The sequence below is a fragment of the Mycobacterium botniense genome, from assembly GCF_010723305.1.
Taxonomy (GTDB): domain Bacteria; phylum Actinomycetota; class Actinomycetes; order Mycobacteriales; family Mycobacteriaceae; genus Mycobacterium; species Mycobacterium botniense.
In genome coordinates this window covers 1,482,053-1,500,027 of record NZ_BLKW01000002.1, presented here as the reverse complement: position 1 = coordinate 1,500,027, position 17,975 = coordinate 1,482,053, and the positions used below count along the sequence as shown (strand labels likewise).

Annotated in this window: 18 protein-coding genes; 12 read left to right on the top strand and 6 right to left on the bottom strand. The window is 64.0% G+C overall.

The annotated features are described in order from the left end of the window. Position 1 precedes the first annotated feature (1 nt). From G6N08_RS06935 to G6N08_RS06915, 5 genes are all read left to right on the top strand, one after another. Positions 2–1,075: a phosphotransferase family protein gene (locus tag G6N08_RS06935; protein WP_163755525.1), complete on the top strand. Its 1,074-nt coding sequence runs from the start codon at positions 2–4 to the stop codon at positions 1,073–1,075. A 1-nt stretch (position 1,076) separates the two neighbouring features. Beyond that, on the top strand, positions 1,077–1,841 hold the full coding sequence (locus G6N08_RS06930) for an SDR family NAD(P)-dependent oxidoreductase (protein WP_163755523.1): 765 nt from the start codon (positions 1,077–1,079) through the stop codon (positions 1,839–1,841). Between the two features lie 69 nt (positions 1,842–1,910). Next, positions 1,911–3,218 (top strand): acyl-CoA dehydrogenase family protein, encoded by a 1,308-nt coding sequence (locus G6N08_RS06925; protein ID WP_163755520.1) that lies wholly within the window; start codon positions 1,911–1,913, stop codon positions 3,216–3,218. After that, entirely contained in the window at positions 3,215–3,832 is a 618-nt protein-coding gene (locus G6N08_RS06920; RefSeq protein ID WP_163755518.1) for a TetR/AcrR family transcriptional regulator, read from the top strand. The genes G6N08_RS06925 and G6N08_RS06920 overlap by 4 nt, the downstream gene beginning before the upstream one ends. Then, on the top strand, positions 3,832–4,803 hold the full coding sequence (locus G6N08_RS06915; protein ID WP_163755516.1) for an NADPH:quinone oxidoreductase family protein: 972 nt from the start codon (positions 3,832–3,834) through the stop codon (positions 4,801–4,803). The genes G6N08_RS06920 and G6N08_RS06915 overlap by 1 nt, the downstream gene beginning before the upstream one ends. 154 nt (positions 4,804–4,957) lie before the next feature. Here the strand turns inward: G6N08_RS06915 and G6N08_RS06910 are convergent, their stop codons facing one another. The 6 genes from G6N08_RS06910 to G6N08_RS06890 all read right to left on the bottom strand — a co-directional run bounded on the left by G6N08_RS06910 (position 4,958) and on the right by G6N08_RS06890 (position 10,005). Further along, positions 4,958–6,472, bottom strand: a complete 1,515-nt coding sequence (locus G6N08_RS06910; RefSeq protein ID WP_218033346.1) for a sensor histidine kinase — start codon at positions 6,470–6,472, stop codon at positions 4,958–4,960. Continuing rightward, a complete protein-coding gene (locus G6N08_RS06905; protein WP_163755514.1) occupies positions 6,450–7,154 on the bottom strand; it encodes a response regulator transcription factor in 705 nt (234 codons plus the stop codon). Before G6N08_RS06905 ends, G6N08_RS06910 begins: the two co-directional genes overlap by 23 nt. Positions 7,155–7,302: 148 nt before the next feature. Further along, positions 7,303–7,458 carry a DUF6131 family protein gene (locus G6N08_RS20140; protein WP_170301267.1) on the bottom strand — a complete coding sequence of 52 codons (156 nt, stop codon included), beginning with the start codon at positions 7,456–7,458 and terminating at the stop codon, positions 7,303–7,305. Beyond that, on the bottom strand, positions 7,455–7,727 hold the full coding sequence (locus G6N08_RS06900) for a hypothetical protein (protein ID WP_163755512.1): 273 nt from the start codon (positions 7,725–7,727) through the stop codon (positions 7,455–7,457). The genes G6N08_RS20140 and G6N08_RS06900 overlap by 4 nt, the downstream gene beginning before the upstream one ends. 315 nt (positions 7,728–8,042) lie before the next feature. Next, a complete protein-coding gene (locus G6N08_RS06895; protein ID WP_163755510.1) occupies positions 8,043–8,963 on the bottom strand; it encodes an SAM-dependent methyltransferase in 921 nt (306 codons plus the stop codon). A gap of 103 nt (positions 8,964–9,066) precedes the next feature. Beyond that, positions 9,067–10,005, bottom strand: a complete 939-nt coding sequence (locus G6N08_RS06890) for a class I SAM-dependent methyltransferase (RefSeq protein WP_163755508.1) — start codon at positions 10,003–10,005, stop codon at positions 9,067–9,069. Between the two features lie 135 nt (positions 10,006–10,140). On the opposite strand from G6N08_RS06890, the gene G6N08_RS06885 reads away from it, so the two are divergent. From G6N08_RS06885 to G6N08_RS06855, 7 genes are all read left to right on the top strand, one after another. Then, positions 10,141–10,488, top strand: a complete 348-nt coding sequence (locus G6N08_RS06885) for a nuclear transport factor 2 family protein (RefSeq protein WP_163755506.1) — start codon at positions 10,141–10,143, stop codon at positions 10,486–10,488. 79 nt (positions 10,489–10,567) lie between these two features. Then, positions 10,568–11,566, top strand: coding sequence for a phosphotransferase family protein (locus G6N08_RS06880; RefSeq protein ID WP_163756794.1), 999 nt, complete (start codon positions 10,568–10,570; stop codon positions 11,564–11,566). A gap of 267 nt (positions 11,567–11,833) precedes the next feature. After that, entirely contained in the window at positions 11,834–12,331 is a 498-nt protein-coding gene (locus G6N08_RS06875; protein WP_163756792.1) for a nuclear transport factor 2 family protein, read from the top strand. A gap of 29 nt (positions 12,332–12,360) precedes the next feature. After that, positions 12,361–13,473, top strand: a complete 1,113-nt coding sequence (locus G6N08_RS06870; RefSeq protein WP_246216630.1) for an NAD-dependent epimerase/dehydratase family protein — start codon at positions 12,361–12,363, stop codon at positions 13,471–13,473. Positions 13,474–13,895: 422 nt separating this feature from the next. Further along, positions 13,896–14,318, top strand: a complete 423-nt coding sequence (locus G6N08_RS06865) for a hypothetical protein (RefSeq protein ID WP_163755503.1) — start codon at positions 13,896–13,898, stop codon at positions 14,316–14,318. A 270-nt stretch (positions 14,319–14,588) separates the two neighbouring features. After that, complete coding sequence (locus G6N08_RS06860; RefSeq protein ID WP_163756790.1) at positions 14,589–14,987, top strand: MmpS family transport accessory protein; 399 nt, start codon at positions 14,589–14,591, stop codon at positions 14,985–14,987. A gap of 44 nt (positions 14,988–15,031) precedes the next feature. Then, positions 15,032–17,806 carry an MMPL/RND family transporter gene (locus G6N08_RS06855; RefSeq protein ID WP_174813283.1) on the top strand — a complete coding sequence of 925 codons (2,775 nt, stop codon included), beginning with the start codon at positions 15,032–15,034 and terminating at the stop codon, positions 17,804–17,806. Positions 17,807–17,975 lie beyond the last annotated feature (169 nt).

The following is a 17,975-nucleotide window of genomic DNA, read 5'->3' as shown; positions in this document are numbered from 1 at the left end:
TATGGTGGTGTCGAGAGGCGAAGCTCGGCTCGACTCGGGTGCGTTGAGTCGTTGGCTCGACGAGAACAACGCTCCCGGTCATGGCGAGAAAGCCGTCCTGCAGCAGCTGGGCGGCGGTTCGCAGAACGCCCTGTATCTGATTCGGCGCGGCGGCGAGCGCATGGTACTGCGGATGCCCGGTCCGCGGGCGGACAAGGCCCGCATTGACGGGCTGCTGCGCGAGATCCGGCTGGTGCGGGCGCTGTCCGGCACCGATGTGCCCCATGCCGAGCTGATCGCCGCCGACGATGCCGGCGATCTGCTCGGCATGCCGTTTTACGTGATGCAGGCGATCGAGGGGTGGAGCCCGATGGACGGTGGCTGGCCGGCGCCCTTCGATACTGACTTGGCGGCGCGACGCGGGCTGGCGTTTCAGCTCGTCGAGGGGGCCGCCAAGCTGGGCCGGGTGGACTGGCGTGCGCAAGGTTTGGAGGGATTCGGCCGTCCCGACGGATTTCACGAGCGACAGGTTGATCGCTGGCTGGCTTTTCTGGATACCTACCGGGTGCGCGAGCTTCCCGGACTTGATGTGGCCGCTGACTGGCTGCGCCGCAACCGGCCCAACCATTACACCCCGGGCATCATGCACGGCGACTATCAGTTCGCCAACGTGATGTTTGCCCACGGCGCGCCGGCGAAGCTGGCCGCGATCGTCGACTGGGAGATGACGACCGTTGGTGATCCGCTGCTGGACCTGGCGTGGTGCTTGCTGGGTTATGACGGCGAGCATCCCCGGTCGGACGGCTTCTACCTCGACCTGACCGGCATGCCTACCCGCAGCGAATTACTCGCCCATTATGAGAAAGTCAGTGGGCTTTCCACCGAGAACATCGACTACTACCTGGTACTGGCCAACTGGAAATTGGGCATCGTGCTGGAGAAGACCTATGCCGCCGCGGTCCGTGCCGGTCCCGACAAAGCGAACGTCGATCCGAAGATCACCGAGGCGTTTGGACCGATGATCCTGCAGTTGATCGCGACAGCGGCGGAACTGGCTCAGGTTCTGCCGTCTGGCAGGCCCACGGCGGGACGCTGAGATGGGTTATGCGGACCAGCTTTTCGATCTCACTGATCGGGTCGTCCTGGTCACTGGCGGCAGCCGGGGGCTTGGGCGGGAGATGGCGTTCGCCGCTGCGCGATGCGGGGCCGACGTGGTGATCGCCAGCCGCAAGATGGACAACTGCATAACCACGGCGCGGGAGATCGAGGCCGAAACCGGGCGTAGCGCGATGCCCTATGCGGTGCATGTTGGACGGTGGGATGAACTCGACGGACTGGTCGACGCGGTCTATGAGCGGTTCGGCAAGGTCGACGTGTTGATCAACAACGCCGGGATGTCGCCGATTTACGACAAGCTGACCGATGTCACCGAAAAGCTGTTCGACGCGGTGGTCAACCTCAACCTCAAGGGCCCGTTTCGGTTGTCGGCGCTGGTGGGTGAGCGCATGGTCGCTGCCGGCCGGGGCTCCATTATCAACGTGAGTTCGACCGGGTCACTGCGGCCGGGGGCCGACATCATCCCCTACGCCGCGGCCAAGGCTGGGCTCAACGCGATGACGGAGGGCTTCGCTCGGGCATTTGGGCCGACCGTGCGGGTCAACACGCTGATGGCCGGCCCGTTTCTCACCGACATCAGCAAGGCCTGGAATTTAGAGCAGGCAACGCAGAACCCATTCGCCCATCTCTCACTGCAACGAGCCGGCGATCCACCCGAAATCGTTGGCGCTGCATTGTTTCTCGCCTCCGACGCGTCGAGCTTCACCACGGGCGCGATTGTGCGGGCGGACGGCGGGATTCCCTAGCGGCGGTCACACAGCGGCGCAGCCGGGCGCAGCGGGTCGCCGCCAACCGATCTGAGAGGGGTACGGCAGATGGCATGGGATTTTTCCACTGAACCGGAATTCGAGAAGAAGCTGGACTGGATCCGCGAGTTCGTCCGCGAGGAGGTAGAGCCGCTGGAGGTGCTCTTCCCCGGCTGCGAATTCCTGCCGCTCAACGACGAGCGCCGCAAAATCGTCGATCCGCTCAAACAGCAAGTTCGCGACCAAGGGCTGTGGGCCCCGCATCTGGGCCCGGAGCTCGGCGGGCAGGGTTTTGGTGCCGTCAAGCTCACGCTGATCAACGAGATACTGGGCCGCAGCCCCTGGGCGCCAATCGTGTTCGGAACCCAAGCGCCCGACACCGGCAACGCGGAGATCCTCGCCCGCTTCGGCACCCAGGAGCAAAAGGATCGCTACCTGGCGGGGCTGCTGTCCGGGGAGATTTTTTCGTGTTTCTCGATGACCGAACCGCAGGGCGGGGCCGATCCGCGGGTGTTCACCACCCGGGCGGTGCGCGACGGCTCAGACTGGGTGATCACCGGCCGGAAGTACTTTTCCTCCAATGCCTCTGTCGCTTCGTTTTTCATCGTCGTCGCGATCACCGACCCCGATGTGCCGGTCCATCGCGGGGCGTCGACGTTCCTGGTTCCGGCGGGCACCCCGGGTCTGGTGATTGAAGCCACCCATCATCTGGTCGGTGCACACCCGCACGAACCGGGGCATTCCCTGGTGCGCTATGACGGCGTGCGGGTCCCGTCGGATGCGTTGCTCGGCGAGCCCGGCCAGGGCTTCATGATCCTGCAGACCCGGCTGGCCGGTGGCCGGCTGCATCACGCGATGCGCTCCATCGGGATGGCGCAACGGGCGATCGACATGATGGCCCGTCGCGCGAAAAGCCGTTTCACCCAGGGAAGTTCGCTAGCTGATAAGCAATTGGTGCAGCAGTTTATCGCCGACTCCTACACCGATTTGATGCCGTTCCGGCTGGCGGTGCTGCACGCTGCCTGGCTGATCGATACTGTCGGTGAGCACGCGGCGCGCGCCGAGATCGCGGCCTGCAAGATTTTGGCGTCCCAGGTGCTCAAATCGATTGGGCTGCGCGCCATCCAGGTGCACGGCGCGCTGGGACTCACCGATCAGCTGCCGTTGACCACCGCACTGCTGGGCGGGGTTGCACTCGGGCTCGCCGACGGACCCACCGAGGCGCACAAGGTCAACCTGGCACGGCTGCTGTTGAAGGACTACCAGGCCGAAGACCCCGAGTGGCCCAGCGAAATGTTGGAGAACCGCCGGGCAGCAGCCCGAGCCAAATACGGCGATCTTGTCGACCGCGTTCCGGCACTTCCTGATTCGCCATGAGCAGCAGGGTCGCTGCAGCTGTCGAGCGCGCACTCGACGATCGTCAGCGTGAGGCCACCGAGGAAGTCGAACGCATCCTGGCGGCCGCCGTCCGGGTAATGGAGCGGGTCGCACCTGAGCCACCCCGGGTCAGCGACATCGTTGCCGAGGCCGGCTCCTCCAACAAGGCGTTCTACCGCTATTTCGCCGGCAAGGACGATCTGATCCTGGCTGTCCTGGAACGTGGGGTGGGAATTGTGGTGTCCTATTTGCAGCACCAGATGGCCAAGCAATCCCGGCCGGAGGATAAGATCGCGCGCTGGATCGAAGGCACGCTGGCGCAGGTCACCGACCCCCACCTGCTCAGCATGACCCGAGCGGCGGTCGGGCAGATGTCGACAGCCGGCAAAGCCGACGAAGAGATCATGCGGCCGCTGCGCGATCTGCTGACCCAGCCGATCGCCGCGCTGGGGAGCGACGACCCTGAACGGGACGCCGATGCGGTGTTCTTGGCTACGGCCGCAACCATGCGCCGCTATATCGGGTCTACCGACCGGCCCGGACGCGATGATGTCGAGCACCTGGTGCGATTCTGCCTGCGCGGGCTGGGCGTGACCCGAAAGACGGGCCGTTAATGCGCGCGGTTATATGCCGATCATATGGTCCGCCGGAGGACCTGGTAGTCGACGAGATCTCCGCCCCGGTCCCGGCGCCCGGTGAGCTGCTGGTGCGGGTGCACTCGGCGGCGGTGAATTTTCCCGACGTGCTGCTGATCGCCGGCAAATACCAGGTCCGGATACCGACGCCCTTCACACCGGGCAGCGAGTTCGCCGGCGAGGTGGTGGCAACGGGCGAGGGCACCGCCTTCGGGCCCGGTGCGCGGGTCTTCGGATCGGTGATGACCGGTGCCTTTGCTGAGATGGCAGTGCTGCATTCGGCGTCGGCGGCGCCGATACCCGACGGCATTGACTTCGCCGAGGCCGCAGCGTTTGGTGTCACCTATCGCACCGCCTACCACGCACTGCGTTCGATAGCCCAAGTGAAAGAACGGGATTGGGTGGTCATCCTGGGCGCCGGGGGCGGCGTGGGCCTGGCTGCGGTCGACCTGGCGGTCGCGTTGAACACCCGGGTGCTGGCCGCGGCATCGAGTCCCGAGAAGCTCGAGGTGTGCCGCCGGCGGGGCGCGGAAGCCACGATCGACTACGACCGCGAGGATCTCAAATTGCGCATCCGTGAGCTCACCGACGGCAACGCGCGGGTGATCGTCGATCCGGTCGGCGGACGCTATTCGGAACCGGCGCTGCGGGCTTTGGGTCGGGGCGGGACCTTCGTGACGCTCGGTTACGCGGCCGGAACGATCCCCGCTATCCCGCTGAACCTCGTCCTGCTCAAAGGGATCACAATTCGCGGCATGGAGATCCGGACTTTCGCCGGCGATTACCCCGCCGACGCGGCACGTGACACCGCCGAGTTGTCGCAGATGTTCGCTGAGGGCAAGATCCGGCCCCATATCGGTGCACGTTTCCCGTTGGCGGAGGCTGCGGCGGCCCTGCGTCATGTGGCCGAGCGGCGCGCGATCGGTAAGGTGATCATCGACGTGGCTTGACGACCGCGCACCGGTCACCACGATGCAGATAAACACCGACCGGACGCCGCTGCGCCGGTCCGGTGTCGAGTCTTGATGTCGACGATTCCGAATCGGCGTCGTGGCACACGGTATCCGAATGTCCGGGCGAACCGGCATGGCCACCGCAGTGCCATTACTGGGCAGGCGGTCCCCAAGTGTGATCGGTGCGCGGCAATCGCGCGGTGAACTCGGTATGACCCGGTGCGCTCTGGACCGCGATCGTGCCGTCGTGCGCCTTGATCACCGCAGACACGATCGCCAGACCGAGCCCGGTGCTGCCGCCCTTACGGGACCGCGACGTGTCGCCGCGGGCGAAGCGTTCGAACACTTCCGACTGCAATTCGGGTGGGATACCGGGACCGTTGTCGATAACCTTCAACACGATATGCGCCGGTTCGGTAGTGAGCCGCGTCGTCACCACCGTTCCCGGCCCGGTATGGATTCGGGCGTTGGCAAGCAGATTGGTGAGTACCTGGTGCAGCCGAGCCGCGTCGCCGACGACGACCACCGGCTCATCCGGCAGGTCGAGCTGCCATTGGTGGTCTGGACCGGCCACGTGGGCGTCATTGACCGCATCGACAGCTAACCGGGACAAATCCACCGGTTCGCGTTGCAGCGGCCGGCCGGAGTCCAGGCGGGCCAGCAGCAGCAGGTCTTCCACGAGGCGAGTCATGCGCTCAGTTTCGGACTGCACGCGGCTCATCGCGTGCGCGACTGCGTGCATGTCACCGCGCATCCGCTGCGCCAGTTCGGTATAGCCACGGATCGCGGCCAGCGGCGTGCGGAGTTCGTGGCTGGCGTCGGCGACGAATTGGCGCACCCGGGTCTCGCTGGCTTGCCGTGTCGACAACGCGGCAGCAATGTGGTCGAGCATGCGGTTCAGCGCCGAGCCGAGCTGACCGACCTCGGTGTAGGGGTTGGTGTCGGGTTCGGGCACCCGCACCGGCAATGCCACCTCGCCACGATCCAGCGGCAGGTCAACCACTTGCCCCGCGGTTTGCGCGACGCGGCGCAGCGGGGCCAGGGCATGACGGATGATCACCATGCCGGCAGTCGTTGCGGCAAGCAGGGCAATCACCGTGACCGTCGCGAAAATCAGCAGCATCCGGATCATGGTGGCGTCGACGTTGGCCATCGACAGGCCCGTGACAATGACGTCGCCGGGGCGCCGGGTGGAGGCCGCGACCAAGCGATACCTCCCCAGGCCGTCGAGATCGCGGGTCACGGGCGTGCGGTCAGCAGCGATCCCCGCCAGCTGGACCTTGGCGGTGCCGGTCAAGGCGGCCCGCGAGCCGCTGGCGGTCAGATAGCCGGCATCGACCGTGGCGCCGTTGCTGACCACCGCCGCCACCATCCCGGCGGGCTGACCGGGTGCGTCCAGAAACCGCGGGCCCGGCCCCGGCCGCAGGTAAGGGTGCGCCGCTTGTCGCCGCGGCGGATGCGGTGGTTCACCGTAGATCAGCGCAGACCGGTGGGAGGCACCCCGTAGTTGCCCGTCGAGCTGAGCAACCAGGTGGTGGTACAACGCCAATTCGGTCACCACACTGATCCCGATACACACGACGGCGAGCACGACGACCTGACCCGCCAGCAACCGCAGCCGAAGCGACCAAAGACGCCTGGTCCTAGCGGGCCGGCTTGAGGACATAACCGGCGCCGCGCAGGGTGTGGATCATCGGTTCCCGGCCACTGTCGATCTTTTTGCGCAGGTAAGAGATATACAGCTCAACAATGTTGGACCGGCCGCCGAAGTCATAATTCCAGACGCGGTCGAGGATCTGCGCCTTGCTCAGCACCCGCTTGGCGTTGCGCATCATGAACCGCAGCAGTTCGAATTCGGTGGACGTCAACGCGATCGGCTCCCCGGCCCGAGTGACCTCGTGGCTGTCCTCGTCGAGCACCAGGTCCCCAACGACCAGCTGGGCGCCGCTGTCGCGGGTGGCCACTCCGGTGCGCCGCAGCAATGCCCGTAGCCGCAGCACCACCTCTTCGATACTGAACGGCTTGGTGACGTAGTCGTCGCCACCGGCTGTCAGCCCCGCGATGCGGTCCTCCACCGCGTCCTTGGCAGTCAGCAACAGTACCGGCAGCGCGGGACTATCGTCACGCAGTTTGCGCAGCACATCCAGACCGCTCATATCGGGCAGCATCACGTCGAGAACCACCACATCGGGGCGCTGCGCCCGGGCGGCCGCAATCGCCGACGCCCCGTCGCCGGCGGTAGCGATGGTCCAGCCTTCGTAGCGCAGCGCCATCGACACCATCTCGGCAAGGACCGCCTCGTCGTCGACAACCAGCACACTGATCGGATTGCCGTCCGCGCGGGACATGACGACACGGTCAACTGCGCTGGGTGACTGGGCCACGGCTTTCAGTATCCGCCTGTGAATAGGGCTACGCTGTGCCGATTCTATGCGCGCCCTGTGAAAATAGGGGGCATTGCCCGCGTCGAATCGGGTTGGTGTGCGGCAAGGCTGATCAGAACCAATAGCGTCTGCCGGCGACCGGGCGACCGGCCATACCCAAAAGCCAAAACACCGCACCGACCACCAGCAGGATCACACCCAGTACCCACAGCACATGGATGCCGAACACATACCCGAGAATCAGCAAAATCACTCCGAGGGCGATCATAAAGGCTCCATTTCAATCTGATGTTCCATGCCCGCCCCCATCGAACTTGGTTGGGGCAAATGACAACTCACCTTGGGATTTACTCCCGCGTAATTTAACGGGCCTGCGATCACCGTCAGTGCAATGCTCCCCGCTGTCGCGCAGCTGACATTACCGCCCTGGAAGTAGTCGCGCTGCCACGTTGCCAGCACACCAATGAGTAGCCACACCAGAACAATCACACCGACGATTCCGCTGCCCCGCGCCCGGTACCGCATGGTGACCTCCATCGTGCCGACAATTCCCGGGGCAAACTGCAATACCCGGTCGGCGAATTTCTCACCATCTGAGCGCCGACCCTCCAAATACTACTGATGTGAAGCAAGCCATGCCACGGCTTTCTTTTTCGAAGCGCGGGCCAGCCACACGTCTTGGATCAGCTCGACCAGTGCGGTCCTGCTAATCTCCCCCAATCGGCCGGCCCGCACCAATACCACGGGATGCCCCCGTGGTGAAAAACCGCGACATTGGATGCCGAACGAGTGCTAGTTTGCCACTCTCAGGCTCCACCCACAGCATGATCACATCGCGTTACCGATCTTTGGTCAGCGGATCGGCCGCTGCGCCTGCCCCACCCAGGACCGGTCCACCGCGGTCAGGCGCCGCGCGGAGATGAAAACGGTTGGCATGACGTCCCCATCGGGGATGACACGGCCATAACGAGCCAGGAGGTCCCCGAGGGTCACTGCCGACGTGGCCCACCCGTTTTGATGCAGCCAATCGGTGACGTCACCGGCATACCATAGGTGTTCGAGGTCTGCTGGCTCGGTTTGCGGGGACCCGGGGGCCACAGTCCCCCGCCGCTTACTCGGGGCGTTCACGGCGAACCAACTGTTCCCGGAGCTGAGCGCATGTACCCGCTGAAACAACCGATCGTGGGCCTCCGCCGGCAAGTAATGAAGTAATCCCTCAGCTGACCAGGCAGTTGGCTCCGATACATCAAATCCCGCTTCCTGCAGCGCTGTTGGCCAATCTGCCCGCAGATCTGTCGGCACGTTGACCTGGTGTGACGCCGGGAGTATTCCCTGCTGCTGCAACGTGGCCGACTTGAATTCCAACACCGTCGGCTGATCCAACTCATAGACGGTGGTCCCGTCGGGCCATGGGAGCCGCCACGCGCGTGCGTCCAAACCCGCTCCCAAAATCACTATCTGCCGAATCCCGCTCTGCGCGGCGCCTGAGAAGAACTCATCGAAAAACGCTGTGCGAACTGCCGTGAAGTCGATCAGAGCCCGCACCATGGCCCGCAGACCCGGCTCGCGGGCGATGAATGCCGCCGACAGCACGGGATTTGCGGTCACCGTCCACATCCCCATGCCCGCAGCATCGACAAATACCTGCGCGAACGGATCGTGAATGATGGGGTTATCGCTGACGGTCTCTGCGGCACGAGCGGCGGCAATACCCAGCGCGGTCGCGCCTACACCCTCGGTGATATCGCGGGCCGCGTCATCGGTGCTCGGCATCTTTCATCCCTCTCCCGGTGTGCAACCCGTCTGCCCGAGACGTCACAACGATATGGAAATTCTTTCGGCCGGCGAGATAAGCGCACAAGTCCGTGCTGCCCGGTTAGCCTGATGACCGGTGAGCAGAAACTAAAACTGTTGGTGGTATTAAATTTTCGTCACTAACGCCGCGACGGTAGCGAGCCAGCATCTCCTCCAGGGTCGTCACCGACGCATCCCAGCCGTGGTCGGTCAGCCAGTCAGCAACATCGGTGCGTTCCTCCGGATACCACAGCTCTTCGAGGTTGGGCACCTCGGTTTTGAGCATCCTGGCGGCCGCCGTGCGAAGGCGATTCATCTGTTCCCGTTGGCGCGCCACACGTTCGGGGTTCAAAAAGTCCTTTCCCGGCGCATTGGCCGCAACCCAACTCCCCTGAGCACTCAACGCGTGAATTCGCTCAAACAACACGTCTTGGGCGGACGCCGGTAAATAGCGGAGCAGTCCCTCAGCGGACCAGGCTGTTGGTTTCGTCGGATCAAACCCTTTTTGCTGCAACGCCTTTGGCCAGTCCTGGCGCAGGTCAACCGGAATGCTCACCAGGCTAGCTGCCGGGCGCGCGCCGCGCTGCTGCATGGTTGTGGACTTGAATTCCAGCACTTTAGGCTGGTCAAGCTCATACACCGTGGTCCCGGCGGGCCATGGCAGCCGCCATGCGCGCGAATCCAACCCGGCCGCCAGAATCACCACCTGCCGGACGCCGGCGTCCGCGGCGTTGAGAAAAAACTCGTCGAAAAACACCGTACGCACCGCCATAAAATCGACCATCACCTGCATCCGCGCCCGTGCGTCCGGCTCACTGTCGGCGAGTTGAGCCGCCAGCGCGGGATTCGCCATAACGGTCCACATCCCGGGCCCCGCGGCATCCACAAACACCCGCGCGAACGGATCATTGATAATCGGGTTTTCGCTTTCAGTCTCCGCCGCGCGAGCAGCGGCGACGCCCAGCGCGGTGGCTCCCACACTCTCGGTGATGTCCCAAGAATCGTTGTCGGTACGCGGCATGATCTGTCCTCCCCTCGCCGAAAAACCAGTTCCGCACAGTACTCCTGCCGCCTGTGAACCGCCGCTGGCCTGCCGATTCCGCCGATCAACTAAGGTGTTGCCCTACGCTTTTCTTCGAGATGCAACGGGAGTGCGATGACACGGACACCGCAGGAGACTTTCACCCACCACGCTCAGGCCCTCGCCGCGGGTGACCTCGAACAGCTCGTGGCCGACTATGCCGACAACGCGGTTTTGATCACTCCGCGCGGCGTAGTGCGGGGCAGGGATGGTGTGCGTGCAGCGTTCGTTCAGCTCTTCGATGACCTGCCGGACGCAACGTGGCACCTGAAAACTCAGATCTACGAGGACGATGTGCTGTTCCTCGAGTGGACCGCCGAGTCGGCGGGCAACCGCCTCGCCGAGGGCGTCGATACCTTTGTATTTCAGGGCGGCATGATTCGGGCCCAAACTGTCCGATACTCGGTGCGCAGCAAAACCTGAGGGCGCTACCACCTCATCGGTGGCACGGCCGGCGCAGGGTAGGTTCTGGCAGGTGAACCTGGAAGCGGTAGCCCACTGGATGTCGGCGCAGGGCTTGGGCGAGGGACCGCTGGAGAACGTCACCGGCATCGGCGGCGGCACCCAGAACATCATGCTGAGGTTCAGCCGCTCCGGCCGCGAGTATGTGCTTCGACGCGGCCCGCAGCACCTGCGCCCACGCAGCAACATGGTCATCCTGCGCGAGACCAAGGTGTTGGCCGCGCTGGCCGGCACCGACGTGCCGCATCCGCACCTGATCGCGGTCTGCGACGACCCGGGTGTGCTCGGAGATGCTGTCTTTTACCTGATGGAACCGGTCGACGGGTTTAACGCCGGCCAAGAATTGCCGCCGCTGCACGCCAGTGACCCGGGGGTGCGGTTCCAGATGGGGCTGTCGATGGCCGATGCGCTGGCCAAGCTCGGCGCCGTCGACCACGTTGCAGTCGGGTTGGCTGATTTCGGCAAGCCCGAGGGCTTTTTGGAACGCCAAGTGCCGCGCTGGCTTTCCGAACTGGAGTCCTATCGCGAGTTCGAGAACTACCCCGGACCGAATCTGCCCGGCGTCGACGACGTCGCAGGGTGGCTCGACCAGCACCGGCCTTCGGCCTGGACACCGGGCATCATGCACGGCGACTATCACGCCGCCAATGTGATGTTCTCCCGCACCGGGCCTGAGGTCGTCGCCATCGTCGACTGGGAGATGTCGACCATCGGCGATCCGCTGCTGGACCTGGGCTGGCTGCTGGCCACCTGGCGCCAGCCGGACGGGTCGAGCGTGTTCAGCCACACGCTCACCGGCATGGAAGGGCTGGCCAGCACAGACGACCTGCTGGAGCGCTACGCCCGCAACACCACCCGTGACCTGTCACATATCAGCTGGTACACCGTACTGGCCTGCTTCAAGCTGGGCATCGTGATCGAGGGCACCCTGGCTCGGGCCTGTGCGGGCAAGGCGCCGCAAGAGGTCGGTGACCAGTTGCACGCAGCGGCGGTGTGGTTGTTCGAGCGCGCGCTGAGTGTGATGGATAGCCGCCCGTGACCGGGTTCGCCATCCCGCGGTGTCGGCGGGCGCACCCCGCCCTGAACCCGGCGCACCCACCCGGACCCGGCGCTTCCCGGTGTTGGCGACAAGCCGGGCCGGGAGCCGTTACCCACCGCACGCCAACCACCGCCACAGGCAAGAGTCGAATTCTTCTGTGTGAAGAGACGTGTTCTTGTCTTGGTAGATGCAGCTATGCTGTGCGCGTGTCCCGGCGTGGCCGCATCGTCTGGGACGTCCGCGATGACTGGCGTGGAAAGGCCCCGCATGGAGCAGGCCGCAGCGTTGCTGGAGATCGACGCGATCAAACAGTTGAAAGCCCGTTACTGCCGCTACCTGGACACCAAGGACTGGGAGGCGTGGCGCCGGCTGTTCACCGATGACTTTGTGAGCGATACAGCCCAGGCGGGGGGGCCGGTGATCATCGGTGCCGATGAGTTCGTCGCATTCATCCGCACGACGTTGGGTAAACCGTCGCGGCCGACGGTGCATCAGGTCCACGCACCGGAGATCACGTTGACATCGACGACGACCGCAACCGGCGTGTGGGCGCTCAACGACGTGGTTCGGCTGGCGCCGGGCCTGAACCTCAACGGCTACGGGCACTATCACGAGACCTACGAGAAAGTTGATGGCCAGTGGCGCATCAAAACGTCGACGTTGACCAGGCTTCGTGAAGACCTTTTCACTCCGTTTTTCTCGCTTCGCATCTCGGGTCGACTGCGGGCTGCGGGAGCGCGACTGATGAACCGGCGCTTCCGTTGACAGCTCAGCGCAGTACCACCGGCGCTGTTGTGGTTACCGGCGCGTTCGGTCAGATCGGCAAGCGCTGCACCGAGATTCTGCTGCGCCGCGGACACACCGTCGTGGCAACGGACTTGCACACCAATAAGGCCGTTGCCGCCGCCGATAAACTCGCCGCCGGCGGCTACCCCGGAAAGCTGGTGGTGGCCTACGCCGACGTGCTGGATGCCGATGCTATCCGGCAGCTTGTGCTGACGCACCGGCCGCGTGCACTAGTGCACCTGGCGGCGATGTGTTCGCCGCCGTCGTACCGCAATCCCAGGCTGGCGCGACAAGTCAACGTCGGCGGCACCCGAAACTTGGTCAAAGCGGCACAAGCGCTTCCTGATCCGCCGCTGGTTGTCATGGCGTCCAGCGCCGCAGTGTACGGCTCGCGCAATCCGCACCGCTTCCCCGAGAGGATCACTTCGGCGACAGCGGTGAATCCGATCGACCAGTACGGCGAGGACAAGGTGCTGGCCGAAACGGTCATCCGCGACAGCGGCCTGCCCCATGCCGTGTTGCGGTTGGGCGGGGTCATCTCACCAGACGCGGCGCGCAACCTCAGCCGGGATTACCTGGTGTTGATGCGCGCAACGCCGGGCGACAACCGCTTGCACACCGTCGATGCCCGCGACGCTGCCCTGGCGTTCGCCAACGCGGTCGACCACGCTCAAGCGGTCAACACCACGGTGCTGTTGATTGCCGGTGACGACACGCACGTGCACACCCACCGCGAGGTTGAAGACGACATGCTGGCCGCGCTCGGGGTGGGCCGGCTCGGTGCGTCGGCCAGCCTGCCCGGCGATCCCGGCGACGACCGCGGATGGAGCTTCACCGGCTGGTTCGACACCACCGAAGCACAGAGGCTGCTGCAATTTCAGCAGCATGATTGGCCCGCCACGGTCGCGTGGATCGCCGAGTCCCACGCACGGCTACGACCTGTGCTGCGCGCCACCGGCCCGCTGATCCGGCCGGCTTTGCGGCTGGTGCTCGCGGTCCAGCGCCGCATCGAGCGACGCGGGCGCTTCGCCGATCCGTGGGCTTTGATCGAGAAGAAGTACGGTCCCGGTGTGCTGGCCCGGCCACGTCGGGAACCTCCTGACAGTTTCGAATCGGAATAGCGCGACGAGGAGACCCTGTGACGCCTAACAGCGCCACACCGTGGCCAACGACGACGCGGGGGTGATGCACTCCGCCCGTGACTAGGGCCTGCCAGCGGTCGCGTCGTGCATTTCGACGACCTCCGGTCCCGGCGACTGGCAGCCGGCTCCACACGGTCGCCGCTCGGCCACAGCAAGGCGGAAAGTGAAGCTGGCTGGAAACCCGAGCCGGTCGAGGATTGCATCCGCAAGGCGGATTCTTCAGCGGCTCAGGCTGCTGATCAGCCGCACTGCCGTGGGTTTCTTTCAGATGCCGATCGGGTTGGCGGCCTGCTTCGGCCCATTCCCGAATCCTGGCGCTGGTGGTCGGTGACCCGGTCCGCAACCGCGGCTCAATGGGTTAGCGTGATGCCCGGTTGGACAGCGCGGTGAAGGAGCGAAACGTGGAGTCGAGTTTGTGGGGTGTGCTCACACTCATCACTTTCTGCTTGACATTGGTGTTGGCTGCCATCGGGTCGATCTACGTGCAGCGGTTGCGCACTCGGCCATCCCTGCCGATCAGCGAACAGATCGATAGCGCCTTTGCGATAGTCAAGAAGGTGCGCAAGGGCCAACCCTTGTCAGACGATGAGCTGGTTTATGCCAGGCAAATCGTTGCCGACCGCAGCTCGCCGATGGCGTTTTGCCTTCCCGGTACGCTGTTTATGTTGGGATCGTTTTACGTGTTCGGCAGCCTCTACCATCTGCACGGGGCGAGGGCCTCTGAGCGAACATTTCTCGGGGTCATCCCAATGCTGGCCGCTACCAACCTGACCCTTCGACTGATCAGCAGCGCGCGGTTGAAAAAGCGGCTGACGAACATGTGATAAGACGTGGACAGGCATCCCTGTTTCACCACAGCACGGTCTCTCCAACCTCGTCTGTCCTGGCCAGAGCCCCCGAAAATGCGCACGGCCCCGCACCCGGCCTTCACGGTGCGGCTGGTATTCTCCCCGTCGGGCCTATCGCAAGCCAATTGATACATAGCCGCACGTTTTGCCTGCATCCGGCGAGACGCTGTGCCCGAGAACAGATTCGAAGAAGGTGACCGAGTGAGCCCTCGTTCAGTCGGCAGAACTGTGCTGGCGCGGACATGGATGCCCCTGGTCAGCGTCATCGCAGTCGGCCTGGGTCTGCTGGGTATGTGGAAGGTGCACCAGCTCTCCGCGCCGGGTCCGGTCATCACCGTCAACGGTCCGCAGGCGCCCGAGGAGTTCAATCCCAAACGGCTCACCTACGAGGTGTTCGGCTCCGCGGGCTCCGGCGGGACACTTGTCTACATTGACATCGACGGCCACCCGCACCAGGTTAAGGTCACCACGTTGCCGTGGTCGCACACCGAGACGACCACGCTCACGGTGGTATCCGGCAGCGTCTCGGTGCACGTCCACGGCGGGCGGGTGGGCTGCCGGATGTTGGTGGACGGTGTTGTGCGCGACGAACATTGGACAGAACATCCGGACGCCGACGTCGAGTGCAGGGTGAAGTCCGCGTGAGTGAGCATCGGGCGGGCCAGCGCAAACACCCCGTCATCCCCACAATGGTCCGCGTCCTCGCGATCCCGATCATCGTGTTCTGGGGTCTTCTCGCCGTGTCGACAAACACTTTTATCCCCAAGGTGGAGGACGTCGCGGCAGAGCTGGCCGGACCGATGGTCCCGCACTACGCGCCCTCGCAGCGGTCGTTGTTGGCTATCGGCGCGAAATTCCACGAGTCGGACTCCACCAGCCTGGCCATGATCGTCTTGGAGGCAAACCGCCCGCTGGTCATTGCCGATCACTACTACTACGACGATCTGATGCGCCGGCTTGAGCGCGACACGCAGCATGTGCAATACGTGATGGATCTGTGGGGCAAACCGTTCACCGCGGCCGGCGCGCAAAGCCTCGACGGCAGGTCCGCGTATGTGCTGCTGCGTCTGGCCGGCGACATCGGCCAGATTCAAGCCAACCAGTCGGTGGCCGCCGTCCGCGACATCGTCGCCAAAGACACCCCGCCACCCGGGCTCAAGGTCTATGTCAGCGGCGCGGCACCGCTGGCCTCCGACACACTTGCCATCGCCAATTCCAGCCTGAACAACGTCACGATCGTCACGATCGTGCTCATCATCGTGATGCTGCTGCTGGTGTACCGCCGACCGTCCACCCTGCTGGTACCGCTGCTCGGCGTGCTCATCGAGATGCAGGTTGCTCGAGGGCTTGTCGCGACCCTCGGGCATTTCGGCTACATCGAACTGTCCTCATTCGCGGTGAACATCGTGACCGCGCTGACGCTGGGAGCGGGCACCGATTACGGCATCTTTTTGATGGGCCGCTATCATGAGGCGCGCCAGGCCGGGGAAAGCCGGCAGGACGCCTTCTACACCGCCTACCGCGGAATAGCGCCCATCGTTATCGGGTCGGGCCTGACCATCGCCGGAGCGTGCTACTGCTTAACCTTCGCGCGGCTCAACTACTTTCACACCATGGGCCCGGCGGTTGCCATTAGCATGCTGGTCACCATCGCGGAAGCGATGACGTTGGGTCCAGCCATCTTGACCGTGGGCAGTCTGTTCGGGATGTTCGAACCGCGGCAGGCCGCCAAGGCGCGTCTATACCGGAGAATCGGCGCGAGCGTGGTGCGGTGGCCGGTGCCGATCCTGGCCGCCAGTTCGGCTGTCGTGATGATCGGGGCGATCTTCGTGCCGACCTATCGCCAGAACTACGACGATCGTCAATACCAGCCGCGTGACGCCCCGGCGAATCTGGGATTCGCCGCTGCCGATCGGCACTTTTCCAAGAGCAAACTCTTCTCGGAGATGCTCATGGTTGAAACCGACCATGACATGCGCAACTCGGCTGACTTCATCACGCTGGACCGGGTCGCCAAAGCCCTCATTCGCCTGCCCGGGGTGGCGATGGTGCAAAGCATCACCCGGCCGCTGGGGCACGCGCTCGAGCATGCCAGCATTCCCTACTTGTTCACCACCCAGGGCAGCAACAACGGGCAACAGCTCCCGTTCAATAACGAACAAAACCGCAACACCGACCAGCAGGCAGATATCCAGGCGCATTCGGTCGAAGTGTTGCGCAGAGAGGTCTTTTTCTTCCAACGGATGTCGGATGAACTGCACAAAACAGTGCTCACCGTCGAGGATCTGCAACGGGTCAGCGAGGAGATGAACGAGGAGGTCTCAAACCTCGACGACTTCTTCCGGCCGATCAAGAGCTATTTCTATTGGGAGAAGCACTGTTTCGATATACCTATCTGCTGGGCGTTCAGATCGTTATTCGACACGATCGACCACATCGATAAGTTGGCTGACGATATCAAGCACGCCAAAATCTCCCTCGAGGAGATCGACATGATCTTGCCGCACATCATTGCGCAGCTGAAAGCCACGGCCGATGACACCGAAGCGCTGCGGTCGAAGTTGGTGAACACCTATGGTGCCGCCGACCTGCAGTCCATCCAGACCGAGCAGACATTCGACGACCAGATCAATGTCGGCAACGACTTCGACAAGTCCCGCAGTGACGACTACTTCTACATCCCGCACGAGGCCTTCGACAACGAAGATCTCAAAACCGGCATGAAGCTCATGATGTCACCCGACGGCAAGGCGGCCCGGTTCATCGTCACTCACGAGGGCGACGCCATGGGCCCCGAAGGGGTGGCCCACGTAGAAAGGTTCCCTGAGGCGATCACCACGATCTTGAAGGAGACCTCGCTGGCCGGGGCGCGGATCTATATCGGCGGCTCGGGGTCCAATGACAAAGACATCAAAGAATATGCTGCTTCCGATTTGCTCATCGCCGCGATCGCCGCCTTGGTGCTGATCTTTTTGATCATGATGTACATCACCCGAAGCCTGGTGGCGGCCTTGGTCATTCCCGGTACTGTGGCCTTCTCTTACGCCGGGGCGTTCGGACTGTCCATTCTGGTCTGGCAGCACCTCATCGGCCTGCATCTGCACTGGCTGGTGCTGCCGCTGACGTTCATCATCCTGGTGGCCGTCGGATCTGACTACAACCTGCTGCTGATCGCCCGGGTCAAGGAGGAGATCGCGGCGGGGTTGCACACCGGTTTGATCCGGGCGCTCGGAAATACCGGCGGGGTGGTGACGTCCGCGGGGCTGGTGTTCGCGTTCACGATGCTGGCGATGCTCATCAGCGATCTGCGAACAATCGGTCAAGTGGGTTCGACCGTGTGCATCGGCCTGCTGCTCGACACGCTGATCGTGCGGTCGTTCGTCGTGCCGTGCATCGTCCGGATCCTCGGCCCATGGTTTTGGTGGCCGACCCTGGTGCGTACCCGCCCGCTGCCGCAGCGGTGATCGGCCCGCACAGTCGGCCTTCGATGTAGACCGGCCCTACCGTGCGCCACGAACGGTTACGCGATCCACCGCACCCTGCCGCCGAATCGCCATCGGCTGGGTATCACTTTTGCGATAACCTCTCGACCCCCGTCAGCGGCCGCTTCACTTCTGGGCCCGTGCGCACAGT

Bases quoted from the DNA above. Each gene is read 5' to 3' on its own strand.
- G6N08_RS06895 (WP_163755510.1), bottom strand. From the start codon at position 8,963: ATGCCGAGCACCGATGACGCGGCCCGCGATATCACCGAGGGTGTAGGC.
- G6N08_RS06875 (WP_163756792.1), top strand. From the start codon at position 11,834: ATGGAGCAGGCCGCAGCGTTGCTGGAGATCGACGCGATCAAACAGTTG.
- G6N08_RS06905 (WP_163755514.1), bottom strand. From the start codon at position 7,154: ATGTCCCGCGCGGACGGCAATCCGATCAGTGTGCTGGTTGTCGACGAC.
- G6N08_RS06900 (WP_163755512.1), bottom strand. From the start codon at position 7,727: ATGGAGGTCACCATGCGGTACCGGGCGCGGGGCAGCGGAATCGTCGGT.
- G6N08_RS06915 (WP_163755516.1), top strand. From the start codon at position 3,832: ATGCGCGCGGTTATATGCCGATCATATGGTCCGCCGGAGGACCTGGTA.
- G6N08_RS06855 (WP_174813283.1), top strand. From the start codon at position 15,032: ATGGTCCGCGTCCTCGCGATCCCGATCATCGTGTTCTGGGGTCTTCTC.
- G6N08_RS06920 (WP_163755518.1), top strand. From the start codon at position 3,215: ATGAGCAGCAGGGTCGCTGCAGCTGTCGAGCGCGCACTCGACGATCGT.
- G6N08_RS06880 (WP_163756794.1), top strand. From the start codon at position 10,568: ATGTCGGCGCAGGGCTTGGGCGAGGGACCGCTGGAGAACGTCACCGGC.
- G6N08_RS06935 (WP_163755525.1), top strand. From the start codon at position 2: ATGGTGGTGTCGAGAGGCGAAGCTCGGCTCGACTCGGGTGCGTTGAGT.
- G6N08_RS20140 (WP_170301267.1), bottom strand. From the start codon at position 7,458: ATGATCGCCCTCGGAGTGATTTTGCTGATTCTCGGGTATGTGTTCGGC.
- G6N08_RS06910 (WP_218033346.1), bottom strand. From the start codon at position 6,472: ATGTCCTCAAGCCGGCCCGCTAGGACCAGGCGTCTTTGGTCGCTTCGG.
- G6N08_RS06925 (WP_163755520.1), top strand. From the start codon at position 1,911: ATGGCATGGGATTTTTCCACTGAACCGGAATTCGAGAAGAAGCTGGAC.
- G6N08_RS06885 (WP_163755506.1), top strand. From the start codon at position 10,141: ATGACACGGACACCGCAGGAGACTTTCACCCACCACGCTCAGGCCCTC.
- G6N08_RS06860 (WP_163756790.1), top strand. From the start codon at position 14,589: ATGCCCCTGGTCAGCGTCATCGCAGTCGGCCTGGGTCTGCTGGGTATG.
- G6N08_RS06890 (WP_163755508.1), bottom strand. From the start codon at position 10,005: ATGCCGCGTACCGACAACGATTCTTGGGACATCACCGAGAGTGTGGGA.
- G6N08_RS06930 (WP_163755523.1), top strand. From the start codon at position 1,077: ATGGGTTATGCGGACCAGCTTTTCGATCTCACTGATCGGGTCGTCCTG.